Origin of the sequence: Oscillibacter sp., from assembly GCF_031978065.1 — a bacterium.
Lineage (GTDB): Bacteria > Bacillota > Clostridia > Oscillospirales > Oscillospiraceae > Oscillibacter.
Window position 1 is genome coordinate 1 of record NZ_DALZCH010000013.1, and the last position, 15375, is coordinate 15375.

Below are 15375 nucleotides of genomic sequence, written 5' to 3' on the forward strand. Positions count from 1 at the left end.
TTCAACCTGCGTCAGGTTTCACAGCGCGTCCGCGACGGCGTTTACCGTGCCGGCGGCACCCCCGTGGAATTTGGCGTGATTGGCGGCTGCGACGGCATGGCAAACGGCCATACCGGTATGCACTACATTCTTCCCCATCGCGAACTTATCGCCAACTCTATTGAGACCATGGCGCAGATCAATCAGTTTGATGCACTGGTCCTGCTGGGCTCCTGCGATAAAATTGTCCCGGGAATGCTGATGGCAGCCGCCCGTCTGGATATCCCCTGCATCGTGCTTCCCGGCGGTCCCATGGAGGGCGGCAAGGTGTTTGACGGCCGCGAATCCGATCAGACCTCCAGCACCGAGGCCTACGGAATGCTTTCTGCGGGTAAGATTACCGAGGAAGAATACGTGTCTCTTGAAGATACCGCCTGCCCCGGATGCGGTTCCTGCTCTTATCTGGGCACTGCCAACACCATGTGCTCTCTGTCTGAGGCTTTGGGTATGACGCTTCCGGACGCCAGCTTAGCGCCCGCCACCTCTGCCCGCCGCCTTGCTCTGGCCGAGGAAACCGGCATCAAGATCATGGAGCTGGTTGAAAAAGAGCTTACCTCCCGCAAGATTATTACCAACGGCAGCATCCGCAACGCCATCAAGGCCTGCATGGCCATGAGCGGCTCTACCAATGCCGTTATGCACCTGATCGCCATTGCTCACGAGGCTGAGCTGGATATCGACGTTCTGGCCGAGTTCGACGCCCTCTCCCGCACCACGCCGCAGATCGCCAAAATGAATCCCGCCTGCAACTACAATGTCATTGATTTCTTCAAGGACGGCGGCGTGATGCGTATGATGCAGAACCTGACCCGCGAGCATCTGGATTACGAGCAGATGACCGTTACCGCACATACCATTGGCGAGAACATTGCTTCCCACAAGTATCTCTATCCCGACACCGGCCACACCATCCGTACCCTTGACGACCCCTTCGGTTTCACCGGCGGCGTCGCAGTTTTGCGGGGCAACCTGGCCTCCAACACCGGCATTACCAAGCCCGGTGCCTTTGACAAGAGCCTTCATCACTTTCAGGGCGAGGCTATTTGCTTCGATTCTGAGGAAGCCGCCGAGGAGGCGATTTTGGCGGGCAAGGTCCACGACGGCCATGTCGTGGTCATTCGTTATGAGGGTCCCAAGGGCGGCCCCGGCATGCGGGAGATGTACAAGGCTATGAAGTATCTCTATGGCCGCGGGCTTTCAAAAACCACCGCTCTGATCACCGACGGTCGATTCTCCGGCACCAACAACGGCTGCTTTGTCGGTCATATCTCTCCCGAGGCTTCTGAGGGCGGCACCATTGCTCTGGTCCGTGACGGCGATCGCATTGCCATTGACGTCGAGGAGCGTTCTCTGAACGTTCTGGTCAGCGACGAAGAGTTGGCCGTCCGCAAGGCTGCATGGAAAGCCCCCGCGCCCAAGTTTACCCGTGGCTGGCTGAGCCTGTACTGCAAGCTGGCAGGCTCCGGTGCTGAGGGCGCTGTCATGGATATGAAGAAGCTGGAGAACCTGTAATCTCTTTTTAAATCATATACATCAAGAAGCGCCGGGGCGGAGGCACTTCCTGTGTCTCATTAAGTCCTCTGCAGAGGAAAAGGCCGCTTTACAGCGGCCTTTTCTCTTGCCGGAAATCTCTGCTCCCGCAACGCTTCCACGCATCCTTTTGCCTTAAATCTCTGTTTTCTTCGGCAGAATGCTCATACGGATATTACTTCCGTTTTTCAATTACAACCGATATTTTATGACGAACAATACAGGAGGATTATTATGACGATTGCAGAAATCAAAGAACAGGTCGATCAGGAAAAAGTCATTGCCATTGTCCGCGGCATCAAAACAGAGCAGTGCATGAAGGTGGCAGATGCGCTGTACGAGGGCGGCATCCGTCTGATGGAAGTCCCCTTCAATCCGAAGGCCCCCTCTTCCGATGAGGAAACCGCCAATTGCATTGCTGCCATCGCCAAAAAGTACGCAGGCAAAATGTTGGTTGGCTCCGGCACTGTTTTAACCGTAAAGCAGGTCGAGCTGACCGCGCAGGCAGGCGGTAGCTATACCATCGCCCCCAACACCAACGCCGCCGTCATCCGCCGCACGGTGGAACTGGGCATGGTGGCAATGCCCGGCGCCATGACCCCCACCGAGATCGAGTACGCACACGCGTGCGGCGCAGCGTATGTAAAGCTGTTCCCTGCCTCAAATTTGGGCGTGGATTACATCAAGGCCATCCGTGCCCCCTTGAGCCATATCAAGCTTCTTGCTGTGGGCGGCATCAGTGAAAAGAACTTTGCTGATTTCCTGAAGGTCGGAATGTCCGGCGCCGGTGTCGGCGGGAATCTGGCCAACAAGGCCTGGATTGAAGCCGGAGAGTACCAGAAGATCACCGAGGTGGCACGGCAACTGGTGGAAATTGCACACAACGCTTAAGGGCACCAATTACTTATCTGAAAAAGGAGTACATCGCTATGAAAATCGTTACCTTTGGCGAGATTATGATGCGCCTGAATCCGGAAGGGTACCAGCGCTTTGTCCAGTCCGAAAAATTTGAGGCCACCTATGCCGGGGGCGAAGCCAATGTCGCTGTGTCTCTGGCCAACTATGGCGTTGATGCCGCATTCGTAACCAAGGTCCCTGCTCATGAGATCGGTCAGTGCGCCATCAATGAGCTGCGCCGCTATGGTGTTGATACCGGCATGATCGCGCGCGGCGGCGACCGTCTGGGCATTTATTTCGTGGAGAAGGGTGCTTCTCAGCGTCCCTCCAAGGTCATCTATGACCGCGCCAACTCCGCTATTTCTCAGGCTCAGCCCTCTGATTTTGATTGGAATAGCATTTTCCGGGGCGTTGATTGGTTCCACTTTACCGGTATCACCCCCGCACTGGGCGGCAAACTTCCTGAAATCTGCATGGAAGCATGCAAGGCCGCTAAAGAGATGGGCGTCACCGTCAGCTGCGATCTGAACTTCCGCAAAAAGCTGTGGAGCCGTGAGCGGGCCGGCGAAACCATGAGCAAGCTGATGCCCTACGTGGACGTCTGCATTGCCAACGAAGAGGATGCCAAGGATGTATTCGGCATCGCCGCGGCTGATACCGATTTGAATACCGGCAAGATCAGCCACGAGGGCTACATCAGCGTGGCTAAGCAGCTAAGCGAACGTTTTGGCTTCAAGAAGGTCGCCATCACTTTGCGGGGAAGTCTCTCCGCTTCTGTAAACGACTGGGCCGGCATGCTGTACAGCGACGGCAAGGCCGTCTTTTCCCCCACCTATCGCATTGATATCGTGGATCGCGTGGGCGGCGGCGACAGTTTCGGCGGCGGCCTGATCTATGCTCTGATGAACGGCTGCGAAAGCCAGAAGGTCATCAACTTTGCCATCGCAGCCTCCTGCCTGAAGCATACCATTGAGCATGATTTCAACCTCGTTTCCATTTCCGAAGTGGAAAATCTGGCGGGCGGCAACGCTTCCGGTCGCGTCCAGAGATAAAACAGCTTCTTGCAGTAAGAATTTTGACGCAATCCTGTTGACATAGATACAGAGAGAAATCAGCAGATGACTGTCGCGGTCACAGCGTGGCTGTGCGACAATACGTCATTATTGACGAGAAGTGCCTTCCTCAAAAGAGGAAGGCACTTCTTGTCAAAGGGGAAGACAGCAATCATGAAAAATCATGCCCGCCTCTTGAAAACATCCATATACACTGCCATCTATGGCGGTGAGTTTTTGGCAAACCGCGCCTTGCTTTTCCCGCTCTCCTCTGCTAAGATGAGCAAAACATATCGAAGTGGAAAACCCCGATCCCGAGAACTGCCGCCGGGCGTTCCGGACCGCGTTCGCAGAAAGGGAGCTGTGCCATATGTCTGACATACACGAAAATCAGGACAAGCCCATTTTGATTAACTGGACGCCGGACCGCGCCTCCGGCGTCCCTCTGTACAGTCAGATTGTCAGCTATTTCAGCGGGAAAATTTCGCGCGGAGAGTGGGTAAGCGGCCAGAGCATTCCCTCTCAGCGGCGACTTTCCGAGCGTTTCGGCGTAAACCGCAGCACCATTGTGGAGGCCATGGACGAGCTGGCCGCCATGGGCCTGATCGAGCGGCACTATGGCGGCGGCACCCGGATTGCCAGCGACAGTTGGGCCGCGCTGATGCACGCCAAGTCCCCCAACTGGAAACGATATATTACGGCGGGGAGCTTTCGCTCCAACATTCCCACTGTCCAGACCATTAACCATTTGGAATTTGAGGAAGGTATCGTCCGCCTGAGCACGGGAGAGCTTTCCCCGGAACTGGTGCAGATGGATTTGGCGAAAAAGGCGCTGGCCAGCCTGTCGGAGCGCAAGCTCTTTATGAATTACCCGGACCCTTTGGGGATGCCGGGGCTGCGGCTGGCCGTGCAGGCTCATTTGAAGCGCAGCGGCATCAACGTCCCCATCTCCTGCATTTTAATTGTTTCCGGTGCGCTTCAGGCGCTTCAGTTGATTGCCAGCGGGATTGTTCAGCCCCGCTCCACGGTTTACATGGAGTCGCCCTCCTATCTCAAGTCCCTGAATATTCTTCAGTCCGCCGGGGCCACGCTGACAGGCGTGCCTATGGATAAAGACGGGATTTTACCGTGGATGATACACAATCAGCCCCGGGAGGGAGTGTGCTCCCTTCTATATACCATTCCCACGTTTCAAAATCCCACGGGAATCGTCATGCCCGAGGAACGGCGGCTGGAGGTGCTGAAATACTGCGCGGAGCAACATATGCCTATTATTGAAGACGACGTATTCTGCGATTTGTGGCTGGACACCCCGCCTCCGCCGCCCCTAAAGGCGCTGGATAAAAGCGGCGGCGTGGTGTATATCGGAAGTTTGTCCAAATGCTTCTCCCCCGGGCTGCGGCTGGGCTGGCTGGTGGGGCCGGAGCCGGTGGTGGACCGGCTGGCGGACATCAAAATGCAGATGGACTACGGCGTCAGCGTTCTTACGCAGCAGGTGACGGAGGAGCTTTTGAACAGCGGCCTTTATTACGAGGGCATCAACGTCACCAGAGCGCAGCTCCGGGAGCGGCGGGACTTTATGCTGCGCCTGCTGGAAGAGTTCTTCGGCGATCTGGCGGAGTGGAACCGGCCCACCGGCGGGTTTTTTGTTTGGGTGAAGCTGAAGCATCAGCTTTCTGCGGAGCGAATTTTTAACCTTGCGCTGAAGGAAAAACTTCTGGTTCCTCCGGGCAGTATTTACGATCCGCTTTATACCTCTCATCTGCGGCTGACCTATGGATATCTCTCTATGAGCGAGATGGAAAGCGGCATACGCTGCCTGTCGCAGATTGTGCGCGGCCTGCTGTAAACGCCGACCGCGGACGGCTGACCGTAACATTTTTTAGAAACTCTTGGATATTTTGAAGAAAAAATCTCCGGGCCGTGTTTATGGCCCGGAGATTTTGTGCTTTCAAAAGTTTGGTTGCTTTAGTTTGTGCCGCTTGGTCGGATACAAGCAGGGAAAGCCCCGATATAATGGGAGCAATTCCGAAACCGTAATATTACATTGCGCTTGGAACGCAGACTTTTTAAGGAGAGATTAACTATGGGAAAGCTGGACAACAGAATTGCCATTGTCACGGGAGCCGCGCAGGGGATCGGCAACGGAAGCGCCAAGGTACTTGCAAAGCACGGCGCTACCGTAATTCTCATGGATTTTGCAGAATCGGTGGAAGCAGCCGCAGAGGAAATTCGCAGCATGGGGTATCAGGCCGCGGCAAAGCGCGTGGACGTCAGCAATCTGGAAGACGTGCAGCGGGCGGTGGACGAGGTTGCCGCCGAATATGGCAGAATTGACATTCTTTTCAATAATGCCGGAGTCAACCGCCGCGTCCGGTTCGAGGAACTGGACACGAAGACCCGCGACTTTATTTTTGGCGTGAACATCATCGGCGTGTGGAACATGGCCCGCGCGGTATATCCCTATATGCTGAAGACAAAGTACGGCCGCATTATCAATACCTCCTCCGTCACGGGCGTGAAAGTGGTGGACGAAGGACAGACCACCTATTCCATGACAAAGGGCGCTGTGCTGTCCTTTACCAAGGCGCTGGCCTACGAAGCCGGCCCCTATGGCATCACCGTCAACGCCGTGCTTCCCGGCTGGGTACGCACGCCCAAGGTGGAGCAGGTGGCTGCCGACAGCCGCCCGGAGGATCCCGAGGGCGCACTGCGGGACATGGCGGGCTTCATTCCCCTCAAGCGGCTTTGCGACATTGAGGAAATCGGCGATTTGGTGGCCTTCCTCGCGTCCGACGAGGCGAAATACATTACCGGCACGGAAATGGTCATCGACGGCGGCAGCACTCTGCCTGAAACATTTGACATTCTCCACGCCTGAGCCTCGCCGCAAGGTTCAGATACAAAGCGGGTATCCCATTCCTTTAAAACGCGGTGATTGGCCGCAGACCGATTAGGAGGCAGACACTATGATGCAGTATCCGTACATCCCTAACAGCAACAACGCTGTGCGCAGGGAGATGCTGGATTTCATCGGCGCACAATCTGTGGAAGCGCTTTATGCGTTTATTCCGGACGAGGTTCGGATGAAGCAGGCCCTGGACCTGCCGGAGCCGTTTCTTTCCGAAATGGCCCTTAAAAAGCATGTGAACGGCATTCTTGACAAAAACAGCTCCTGCGACGAAAGCATCAGCTTTTTGGGCGCGGGCTGCTATAACCACCACGTTCCCGCCGTGTGCGACGAGATCAACGGCCGGTCGGAATTTCTCACCGCTTACAGCGGCGATACCTACGCCGACCACGGCAAGCTCCAGACCTTTTTTGAGTTCACCAGCATGATGGGCGAGCTGTTGGACATGGACGTGGTGGGCTTCCCCACCTATGACGGCGGGCAGGCGGCTTCCACCGCCGTGATGATGTCTCGCCGCATCAATGGGCGGGGAACCGCTCTGGTTCCCGCGGCCATGAATCCCAGTTTGTATTCCCAGCTTTCGTGCTACTGCGAGGGGATGGAGCTGGTGAAAGTGGCTTCCCGCTCCGACGGTCAACTGGATTTGGAGGACCTCAAGAGCAAGCTGCATGACGATGTAGCCTGCGTTTTCATTCAGAACCCGGCCTTCTTGGGATTTTTTGAAGAGCAGTGCGGGGAAATCGGGAAGCTTGCCCACTCCGTCGGCGCGGAGTACATTGTCTACGCCGACCCTTCAGCGCTGGGTATTGCTTCACCCCCGGCAGATTACGGCGCGGATATCGCCTGCGGAGACATCCAGCCCCTTGGTATCCACATGAGCTATGGCGGGGGCTTGGGCGGCTATCTGGCCACCCGGCAGGAAGAAAAATACGTCATGAACTATCCCCACCATCTGTACAGCATTTTCCAAAACTCCAAGGGCCAGTTTGGCTATGCCCGCGCCCTGCCGGAGCGCACCAGTTATTATGTCCGGGAAAAAGCCGTGGAATATCTTGGGACGTGCGTGGGCCTGTGGGCCGTGACCGCGGCGGTATATCTGGCGGTGATGGGCCCGGAGGGTATGCGGGAACTGGGGGAAAATATCCTCTGCAAAAGCGATTACGCCCAGAGAACCCTTTCCTGTTTAAAGGGCGTGCGGCTCCCCTATGCCGAAAGCCGCAGCTTTATGGAGCTGGTGGTGAATTTCGACGGCTGCGGAAAAACCGTGTCCGAAATCAACCGGGCACTGCTGGGCGCGGGAATTTTCGGCGGCTATGACCTGAGCCGCGAGCTGCCGGAGCTGGGGCAGTCCATGCTGGTATGCGTCACGGAGAAAACCGAGCTCTCCGACATTGACGTGCTGGCAGACGCACTCAAAAAGATTCTGTAAGGAGGAACCGACGTGTCTTATTCAAAACTGCGGAATTTCCACGAAGCACAGTGGGATGAGCCCATCATTTTCGAGCAGAGCGTACCCGGCAGCCGGGGTATCCTGCTTCCGGACGTATCCAAAGAGGCCGGGGTTTCCTCCGGAAAAGAGCTGCTGCCCGCCGGGCTGCGGCGGACGCAAAAGCCCGCCCTGCCGGAAATGGCCCAGCCCCAAGTGCTTCGCCACTACTTGCGCCTTTCGCAGGAGACGATTGGTCAGGATATCAATATTGATATCGGCCTTGGCACCTGCACCATGAAATACAGCCCCAAAATCAACGAGCAGTTTGTCCGCTCTTCCAAGTTCGCAGAGCTTCATCCCTATCAGGATGACAGCACCGCTCAGGGCATTTTAAAAATCATCTATGAGTTCGAGCAGATTATGAAAGAGATCTCGGGGCTGGACGCCGTCTCCTTTCAGGCAGGCGGCGGCGGGCAGGGCATTTTCGCCAATGCTGCGATTTTGAAGCATTATTTTCGTGACCGGGGCGAGGAGACACAGCGCACCCAAATTATCACCACCATCCTCTCCCACCCACTGAACGGCGCCGCACCCGCCACCAAGGGCTTTGAGGTCATCAGTCTCTATCCCGACGACAGCGGCTATCCCAGCCTTGAAAATCTAAAGGCGGTGGTTTCCGAAAAGACGGCGGGTATTTTTATCACCAACCCGGAGGACACCGGCGTATTCAACCCCATCGTCCGTCAGTTTGTGGACGTGGTTCACGAAGCCGGGGGACTGTGCGTATGCGATATGGCGGATTACAACGGCCTGTTCGGCCTGGTCCGCGCTAAAGAGCTGGGGGCGGATATGTGCCACTTCAACCTCCACAAAGCCTTCTCCTCACCCCACGGCTGCATGGGCCCCGGCTGTGCCGCCCAATGCGTGAGCGCGGAGCTTGAACAATACCTGCCCCGCCCCCGCGTCCACTTTGACGGAGAGCGCTATTCTACCGATTATGACGGCCCCGCCTCCATCGGAAAGGTGCGCCAGTTTCAAGGCTCTCTGGCGGCGGTGCTGCGGGCCTATTCCTGGGTGATGAGCCTTGGCTGCGACGGACTCAAGGCCGTGGGTGAGGCTGCCATTTTAAATAACAACTACATGATGAAGCGCCTGTTGGGCGAAGTGCGGGGCATCACCATGCCTTGGGCGGAGGAGGCCCCCAACCGTCTGGAGCAGGTGCGGTACAGCTTTGAAAAGCTTTTGGAGGAAACCGGTGTGGGCGCCGAGCACGTGAACCGTCACATGCTGGATTTCGGCTTCCAGCGCTTCTTCCCCAGCCACCATCCCCTTGTGGTGCCCGAGCCTTACACGCCGGAGCCCACCGAATCCTATTCCAAGGACGACATTGACGAATATGTCTCCGCCCTGAAAAAGATCAGCGACGAGGCGTACACCACGCCGGAGGTCGTTCTCACGGCCCCACACAACGGCCCTATTTCCCCCTTGGAAAAAGACACCGTGGAATCGGTGGATCAACTGGCCGTGACGTGGAGGGCATACCAGAGGCAGCATGAATAACACTAAGGCGCTGGGGCTGATCGTCAATCCCATCGCGGGCATGGGCGGCAAGGTGGCCCTGAAGGGAACCGACGGCAAGCGCGTTCTTGCCGCCGCCCGGGCGAAGGGGGCAATCCCGGAATCCGGAGAAAAGGCAGAGCGGGCCATGCGGCTTTTGGTTCCGTACCGCGAAAACCTGTTAATTCGAACCGCGTCCGGCCCCATGGGCGAGGACCTGTGCCAAAAGTTGGATCTTCCTTGCGAGGTGGTTTACCGGGCGGGAGCGCCCACCTCCCCGGCCGACACAATTGCCGCAGCGGCAGCAATTCGCGCAAGGGGCGCGGCCCTGCTTTTGTTTGCAGGCGGCGACGGAACCGCCCGCAACATCTGCGAAGCCGTAGGAAGCGACTTCCCCGTGCTGGGCATTCCCGCAGGCGTAAAAATCCAGTCCGCCGTGTTTGCGCTGCACCCGGAATCCGCCGGGGCCATCGCCGCTAACATCGCACAGAGCCTTCCTGTATCCATGCTTTCCCGAGAGGTGGTAGATTTGGACGAGGACGCTTACCGCACAGGTAGCGTCCGAGCCGCACTGTTTGGCTCCATGCTGGTGCCTAACCAGCCGGACGCACTCCAATCCATGAAGCAGGGGGGCTTTTCCTCTGAAGAGGACCAGCTTCGGGGCGCAGCCCTTTACCTCAGGGACCACATGGAACCGGATGCTTTTTACGCCGTGGGTTCCGGCTCCACCGCCAAGTGCATTTCCCGCCTGCTGGGGCTGGAGTATGAGCTTTTGGGCGTGGATATGATTCATGGCGGAACGCTGGTGGAAAAAGACTTGACGGAGGAACGCCTCTGGTCTTACGCTCAGACGGGCAGGATGAAAATTATTGTCTCCCCCATCGGCGGGCAGGGTTTTCTTTTCGGGCGGGGAAATCATCAGTTCAGCGCCCGGGTCCTGCGCGCCGTGGGAAAGGAGAATTTGCTGGTCGTGGCGGGAGAGGCCAAACTGCTTTCCCTTCCCCGCCACCGGCTGCACGTGGACTGCGACGACCCTGAAATCTGCCGAGAACTGCGGGGTTATTATCAGGTCCTGTGCGGATACGGCAGATTTCATTCGCTCCTTTGTCAAGATTGACAGAAATTTGGATGGGTGAAACCCTGCCGCTTGGTTGTGGTACAATCCATAAAAAAATGCAATAATGTAATTAGCTAAATTACAACCGTGGATTTTCAGAATTTCTTAGACAAGTAACCACGCTCAACGGCGCAGGCGCGGGCGGCTCGCTTTTGCGCCGCCAAGATGAAAAGGGAGGTGAAGTATGGCCACAGCCTACATCAACGGAACGATTTACACCATGCTGACAGAGGGCGACCGCTGTGACGCCTTTGTTGTGGAAGACGGCAAATTTTTATACTGCGGCACGGAGGCAGAGGCGCGGAGTCTGTCCGGCGGAAATGTGGTGGACTTGGCAGGAGCCACAGTGCTGCCCGGCATGATCGACACCCACCAGCATCTGTTTGCTTACGCCCGGGACCGGCTGAAGCTAAATCTTAAAAAGGCGGAGTCCTTTGAGCAGCTTTTGGAGCTGATTGATCAGCGGGCGCAGGAAACGCCTGCGGGACAGTGGATTCTCGGCGTGGGCTTCGACCATGAGAAATTCACAGACCGCAAGGCGCTTCCCACCAAGGAGGAATTGGATCGCGTCTGTCCCAACCATCCCCTGCTGATCACCCGCTACTGTCTCCACGTGAACGTGGCCAACTCCCTTGCGCTGAAGGCCGGAGGAATCGGTCCCGGCTTCCGCCCCAAGGTAGAGGGTACTGTGGAGTTTCGACCCGACGGCCAGCCCACCGGCACGCTGCTGGATGCGGCGGGCGCGGACCTCGCCGCCTTGATTTCCGACGCTCTGTCCACGCAGGAGGGCCGTAAAGACGCGGTGGAGGCCGCCTGCCGGGAGCTGAACCGCCACGGCCTGACCGGCGTTCACGCCATTCAGGGGCTTCACTGCAACCTTCCGGAGTTCACCAGCGTCTATCAGGATTTGGCGGACGAGGGCCGCCTGAGCGCCCGGGTCTTTCTGGGCTTTGACCGGCTGCCCGGCTGCTCCATCCGCACGGGGCTTGGGGACAACATGGTGAAGTTCGGCTTCTATAAGCTCTATGTGGACGGAAACATGGGCGGACGCACTGCACTGCTGACCCAGCCCTACGAAGACGACCCTTCCACCTGCGGCGTTCCTAATTACACGCAGGAGGAGCTGGACCGTCAGGTAAAGCTGGCTTATGACCAGAACATTCAGGTGGGAGCCCACGTCATCGGCGACAAAGCCGCCGAAATGCTGACTACAGCCATCGAGCACGCCGTGGCAGACCACCCCAACAATGATTCCCGGTGCTTCCGAATGATACATATGTCCCTTTTGAATCAGGACGTGGTGGAGCGCATTGCCAAGCTGCCGGTGGTAGTGGACATTCAGCCCATGTTTGTGTCTACCAATGTCCGTTGGTCGGAAACCCGGGTGGGCCGAGAGCGGGCCAGATACCACTATTGCTGGAGAACTCTGCTTGACAGCGGTGTGATTCTGACAGCCGGTTCCGACTCTCCCTGCGAGTCCTTCGCTCCCATGGACGGAATTTACGCAATCACCACCCGCAAGGGAATGGACGGCTGGCCGGCGGACGGCTGGTTTCCCGAGGAGCGGGTCACGGTTTACGAAGCCATCTCCATGTACACCCGCAACGCCGCCTTTGTCTCCTATGAGGAAGACCGCAAGGGAACCATTGAATCCGGTAAGCTGGCGGACTTCGTGCTGCTGGATACAGATGTCTTTCGGACAGCCCCTGATAGAATCAAGGATATTGGCATTGTGAAAACCTATCTGGGCGGAAAGCTCGTATACTCCCGTGAATAACCGTGTCTCGGATACGCTTGCATATTTGACAAACATTATGAGTAATGGAATTTGTGAGGAGAATTATGATGAAAAAGGCATTTAGTTTGCTTCTTTCCCTGGCAATGTCCGCCGCTGTCCTTTCCGGCTGCGGCGGCACCAACAGCTCCGGCGGCTCGGGCGCGGGCAGCGGTGCGTCATCTTCCCCTGTCGTTCCCGTGGAGGTAAACACGCAGGTGACTTCCACCGACAAGGTTACCATCCGTGTCGCGTACGATGTGGCCGAATCTCACCCCTCTCATACGGCCACAGTTGAAAAATTTAAGGCGATGGTGGAGCAGGGCTCCGGCGGCAACATCACCGTGGAGCTGTATCCCAACTCCCAACTGGGCTCCCTGTCCGAGAACATGGAATCCATGCGCATCGGGGATTTGGAAATGGCTTATCTGAATGATGGCACCATTTCCGCCTCCGTGCCCGAGTTTAGCGTGGTGGGCCTGCCGTACCTGTGGACCTCTATCGACGCGGCCCACGAGGCGCTGGACGGCGACTTCGGCCAGTATCTGGACCAGAAGCTGCTGGACGGCACTGGCATCATCAATCTGGGCTATGCGGACGTGGGATTCCGCAACATTACCAATAGTAAGCAGGAGATCAAAACTCCCGACGATTTGAAGGGCCTGAAAATCCGCACCATGACCAATCCTCTGCATGTGGAGTATTTCACGGCGCTTGGTGCCATTCCCACGCCCATGTCCTTCAGCGAGTTGTTTACAGCTTTGCAGCAGAAGACCGTGGACGGGCAGGAAAACCCCACCGCTCTGGTTTATAACAACGCTATCTATGAAGTGCAGAAGTACATGACCATTTCCGAGCACGTTTGGACCAGTTGTCCGCTGACCATCGCGGCCAACTTCTTCAACGGCCTGCCCGCCGACTATCAGGCGCTGATTAAAGAAGCCTCAGCAGCCACCATCTCCTATCAGCGGGAGATGATTACAAAGGAAAATGCCGACCTCGCCTCCGAAATCGCCGCAGCGGGTGTGCAGGTCACGACCCTGACTGATGATGAGAAAGCTGCCTTTAAGAAGGTCGCGGAGGACTCCGTTTACAAAACCGCTGCCGCTGATTTTGGTCAGGACCTGATTGAGATGGCCACAGCGCACAACAAATAAAAACTGCCCCAGCAAACAGCGAGGGAGCCATATCGGGGCCTTCGGTCCCGGTATGGCCCCAGAGAGAGGAGCGCCAATCTTTCATGAGTGTATTAAGATTCTTAAATACAAAACTGGAGGAAGTTTTCCTGGTAATCCTGATGTCCGCGGCAACCATTCTGGTCTTTGCACAGGTTTTTACCCGGTATATTTTGAGAATTCCTCTGCCCTGGAGTGAAGAAATCGCCCGCTACATGTTCCTCTGGCTGACGTGGGTCGGCGCGTCCTTTGCCACAAAGGAGCGCAAGCATGTCAATATTGACGTTGTATATCAGTTGCTTCCTCAGGCAGGAAAGAAAGTCTGCACAGTCCTCTCCACGTTTATCTGGATTGTCTTTGTCTGCATTATGGCCTATCTTTCCCTCAAGCTGACTCTCAGCGTCGCAAGCGGAGGGCAGATTGCCATCGGCAGCGGGGTCCCCATGTGGATTCCCTATGCCTCCATCCCCACGGGCATGACCCTCATGCTGTTCCGCCTGCTTCAAAACTGCGTTCACGACTTCAAAGCCGGGACGCAGGCAAGCATGGAAGGCGGTGAAAACGCATGATTCTCAAGATTTTAATTCTATTCGGCGTGATGTTTGCCCTGATGATTATCGGTGCTCCAATTGCCGTTTCTCTGGGCATTGCAACGATCACCACCATGGTCACCACCACCAATATCGGACTGACGTCCATCGCCACCGCCTGCTTCAGCGGACTGGACTCTTTCCCACTGATGGCCATTCCCTTCTTCATTCTTGCGGGCAACCTGATGCGCTCGGGGGGTATTTCGCGACGAATTCTGGATTTTGCGGACGCGCTGGTGGGCTCCATCACGGGCAGCACCGGCATGGTCACGGTGGTTGCGTCCATGTTCTTCGCGGCCCTGTCCGGGTCCTCTCCGGCCACTGTAACCGCCATCGGCGGCATCACGATTCCCGAGATGAAAAAAGAGGGCTATGACCCGGCCTATGCCACCGCTCTGGCCGCCGCCGCCGGAACCATCGGCGTAATTATTCCTCCCAGCATTCCCTTTGTCATTTACGGCGTGGCCGCCCAGTGCTCCATTTCCGATTTGTTTTTGGCGGGCATTATTCCCGGCATTATGATTGGCATTGTGCTGATGGGTGTTAATTACTTTACCTCAAAAAAGTACAATTACGGCACCAAGAAAAAGTTTCAGATAGGAACCCTGATTGCCTCCCTGCGCACCTCCATCTGGGCACTGCTGGTGCCGGTGATCATTCTGGGCGGAATCTACGGCGGCATTTTTACACCCACCGAATCCGCCGTAGTGGCCATTGTCTATTCTCTTCTTGTGGGCGTGTTTGTGTACAAAGAGCTTGATAAAAAGGCCATTTATGAGGCCCTTCGGGACACCGTTCTGATTAACGGGCAAACCACCTTCCTCGTGGGCATTTCCATGGCCTTCGCCCGGTTTTTGACCATGTCGCAGGTCCCCACCAGCATCGCCAGCAGCATTTTAAACATCAGCAACCCCATTTTAATTCTGCTGGTAATTAACGTATTCCTGCTGATTGTGGGCTGCTTCATCGACAATATTTCCTCCTGCGTCATTTTGACGCCCATTCTGCTTCCCATTGTCACCGGCATCGGGATGAGTCCCATCCAGTTCGGTATTGTGATGACCGTTAACCTGGCCATTGGATTCATTACTCCGCCATACGGCTGCAATCTGTTTTTTGCCTCGGCCATCTCCGGGGTGCCGGTTACAAAAATTGCCGCCAAAATCTTGCCCATGATTTTAGTAATGATCTGCGTTCTCATGCTGCTGACGTTTGTTCCCGCATTGAGCATCGGCATTTTGGGATGACCCTCCTTTTTCCCGATCATTCTTAGGTGTATACATCCGCGCCGGAGTCTCGTTTTT

Annotated in this window: 12 protein-coding genes; all 12 read left to right on the top strand. The window is 56.4% G+C overall.

Translation table 11 applies throughout. The annotated features are described in order from the left end of the window. Window positions 1-1551, top strand: a 1551-nt coding sequence (locus tag RTK01_RS03425; RefSeq protein WP_312279634.1) for a dihydroxy-acid dehydratase, incomplete at its 5' end; no start/stop codon positions are given. Between the two features lie 252 nt (window positions 1552-1803). Beyond that, window positions 1804-2460 (top strand): bifunctional 4-hydroxy-2-oxoglutarate aldolase/2-dehydro-3-deoxy-phosphogluconate aldolase, encoded by a 657-nt coding sequence (locus RTK01_RS03430; RefSeq protein ID WP_312279635.1) that lies wholly within the window; start codon window positions 1804-1806, stop codon window positions 2458-2460. A gap of 38 nt (window positions 2461-2498) precedes the next feature. Next, on the top strand, window positions 2499-3518 hold the full coding sequence (locus tag RTK01_RS03435; protein ID WP_397352247.1) for a PfkB family carbohydrate kinase: 1020 nt from the start codon (window positions 2499-2501) through the stop codon (window positions 3516-3518). A gap of 370 nt (window positions 3519-3888) precedes the next feature. Continuing rightward, window positions 3889-5367, top strand: a complete 1479-nt coding sequence (locus tag RTK01_RS03440; protein WP_312279636.1) for a PLP-dependent aminotransferase family protein — start codon at window positions 3889-3891, stop codon at window positions 5365-5367. A 237-nt stretch (window positions 5368-5604) separates the two neighbouring features. Then, on the top strand, window positions 5605-6399 hold the full coding sequence (locus tag RTK01_RS03445) for a glucose 1-dehydrogenase (protein ID WP_312279637.1): 795 nt from the start codon (window positions 5605-5607) through the stop codon (window positions 6397-6399). Between the two features lie 88 nt (window positions 6400-6487). Beyond that, window positions 6488-7858, top strand: coding sequence for an aminomethyl-transferring glycine dehydrogenase subunit GcvPA (gene gcvPA, locus RTK01_RS03450; protein ID WP_312279638.1), 1371 nt, complete (start codon window positions 6488-6490; stop codon window positions 7856-7858). Between the two features lie 12 nt (window positions 7859-7870). Next, window positions 7871-9418, top strand: coding sequence for an aminomethyl-transferring glycine dehydrogenase subunit GcvPB (gcvPB, locus tag RTK01_RS03455; RefSeq protein ID WP_312279639.1), 1548 nt, complete (start codon window positions 7871-7873; stop codon window positions 9416-9418). After that, the gene (locus RTK01_RS03460) at window positions 9411-10532 is read left to right on the top strand and encodes an ATP-NAD kinase family protein (protein ID WP_312279640.1); all 1122 of its coding nucleotides are present in this window, start codon (window positions 9411-9413) and stop codon (window positions 10530-10532) included. The genes gcvPB and RTK01_RS03460 overlap by 8 nt, the downstream gene beginning before the upstream one ends. A 184-nt stretch (window positions 10533-10716) precedes the next feature. Then, the gene (locus tag RTK01_RS03465) at window positions 10717-12309 is read left to right on the top strand and encodes an amidohydrolase (RefSeq protein WP_312279641.1); all 1593 of its coding nucleotides are present in this window, start codon (window positions 10717-10719) and stop codon (window positions 12307-12309) included. Between the two features lie 68 nt (window positions 12310-12377). Then, window positions 12378-13463 carry a TRAP transporter substrate-binding protein gene (locus RTK01_RS03470; RefSeq protein ID WP_312279642.1) on the top strand — a complete coding sequence of 362 codons (1086 nt, stop codon included), beginning with the start codon at window positions 12378-12380 and terminating at the stop codon, window positions 13461-13463. 83 nt (window positions 13464-13546) lie between these two features. Next, window positions 13547-14050, top strand: a complete 504-nt coding sequence (locus RTK01_RS03475; RefSeq protein ID WP_312279643.1) for a TRAP transporter small permease — start codon at window positions 13547-13549, stop codon at window positions 14048-14050. After that, window positions 14047-15318: a TRAP transporter large permease gene (locus RTK01_RS03480; RefSeq protein WP_312279644.1), complete on the top strand. Its 1272-nt coding sequence runs from the start codon at window positions 14047-14049 to the stop codon at window positions 15316-15318. The genes RTK01_RS03475 and RTK01_RS03480 overlap by 4 nt, the downstream gene beginning before the upstream one ends. Window positions 15319-15375 lie beyond the last annotated feature (57 nt).

Excerpts from the sequence above, each read along its gene's own strand:
- RTK01_RS03430 (WP_312279635.1), top strand. The coding sequence starts at position 1,804 with ATGACGATTGCAGAAATCAAAGAACAGGTCGATCAGGAAAAAGTCATT.
- RTK01_RS03435 (WP_397352247.1), top strand. The coding sequence starts at position 2,499 with ATGAAAATCGTTACCTTTGGCGAGATTATGATGCGCCTGAATCCGGAA.
- RTK01_RS03440 (WP_312279636.1), top strand. The coding sequence starts at position 3,889 with ATGTCTGACATACACGAAAATCAGGACAAGCCCATTTTGATTAACTGG.
- RTK01_RS03445 (WP_312279637.1), top strand. The coding sequence starts at position 5,605 with ATGGGAAAGCTGGACAACAGAATTGCCATTGTCACGGGAGCCGCGCAG.
- gcvPA (WP_312279638.1), top strand. The coding sequence starts at position 6,488 with ATGATGCAGTATCCGTACATCCCTAACAGCAACAACGCTGTGCGCAGG.
- RTK01_RS03460 (WP_312279640.1), top strand. The coding sequence starts at position 9,411 with ATGAATAACACTAAGGCGCTGGGGCTGATCGTCAATCCCATCGCGGGC.
- RTK01_RS03465 (WP_312279641.1), top strand. The coding sequence starts at position 10,717 with ATGGCCACAGCCTACATCAACGGAACGATTTACACCATGCTGACAGAG.
- RTK01_RS03470 (WP_312279642.1), top strand. The coding sequence starts at position 12,378 with ATGAAAAAGGCATTTAGTTTGCTTCTTTCCCTGGCAATGTCCGCCGCT.
- RTK01_RS03475 (WP_312279643.1), top strand. The coding sequence starts at position 13,547 with ATGAGTGTATTAAGATTCTTAAATACAAAACTGGAGGAAGTTTTCCTG.
- RTK01_RS03480 (WP_312279644.1), top strand. The coding sequence starts at position 14,047 with ATGATTCTCAAGATTTTAATTCTATTCGGCGTGATGTTTGCCCTGATG.